This is a genomic window from Bacteroides sp. OF04-15BH, from assembly GCF_003477995.1.
Taxonomy (GTDB): Bacteria; Bacteroidota; Bacteroidia; order Bacteroidales; family Bacteroidaceae; genus Paraprevotella.
Genome location: NZ_QUEM01000053.1, coordinates 8,939 through 9,409 on the forward strand (window position 1 = coordinate 8,939; position 471 = coordinate 9,409).

The 471-nt window shown below is 33.3% G+C and carries 1 pseudogene; it reads left to right on the forward strand.

What is annotated here, in order from left to right:
- Positions 1-461 (forward strand): annotated as a pseudogene (locus tag DXA74_RS16490) (restriction endonuclease subunit S); the annotation flags it as partial.
- Positions 462-471 lie beyond the last annotated feature (10 nt).

The following is a 471-nucleotide window of genomic DNA, read 5'->3' on the forward strand; positions in this document are numbered from 1 at the left end:
ATTCCGTTATCTATAAAGGTGACGATAACAAGTATTATGAGCAGATAGGTAAGGAAATCAAAGAAATCACAGAAGAGATACTTTTTGATTTACCCAACAAATGGCAATGGTGTAGAATTGGAACCATATTCATGCACAATAATGGGAAACAACTTAATAAAGGAAATTCCAAAGGTAAATTAATGAAATATATAACAACATCTAACCTCTATTGGGATGGATTTGTTCTTGACAACCTAAAGGAGATGCCATTTGAAGAAAATGAAATAGAGCGTTGTATGGCTGTCAAAGGAGATTTATTAGTTTGCGAAGGTGGGGATATTGGACGATCTTGCATTTGGAACTACGACTTTCCAATAATGCTACAAAATCACATACACAAGTTGCGTTCATATATTCCGATATGTACAAAATTCTTTTATTATATTTTGGTTGTGTCAGATAAACTGTGTCAAGGTTAGTTTTATCCCT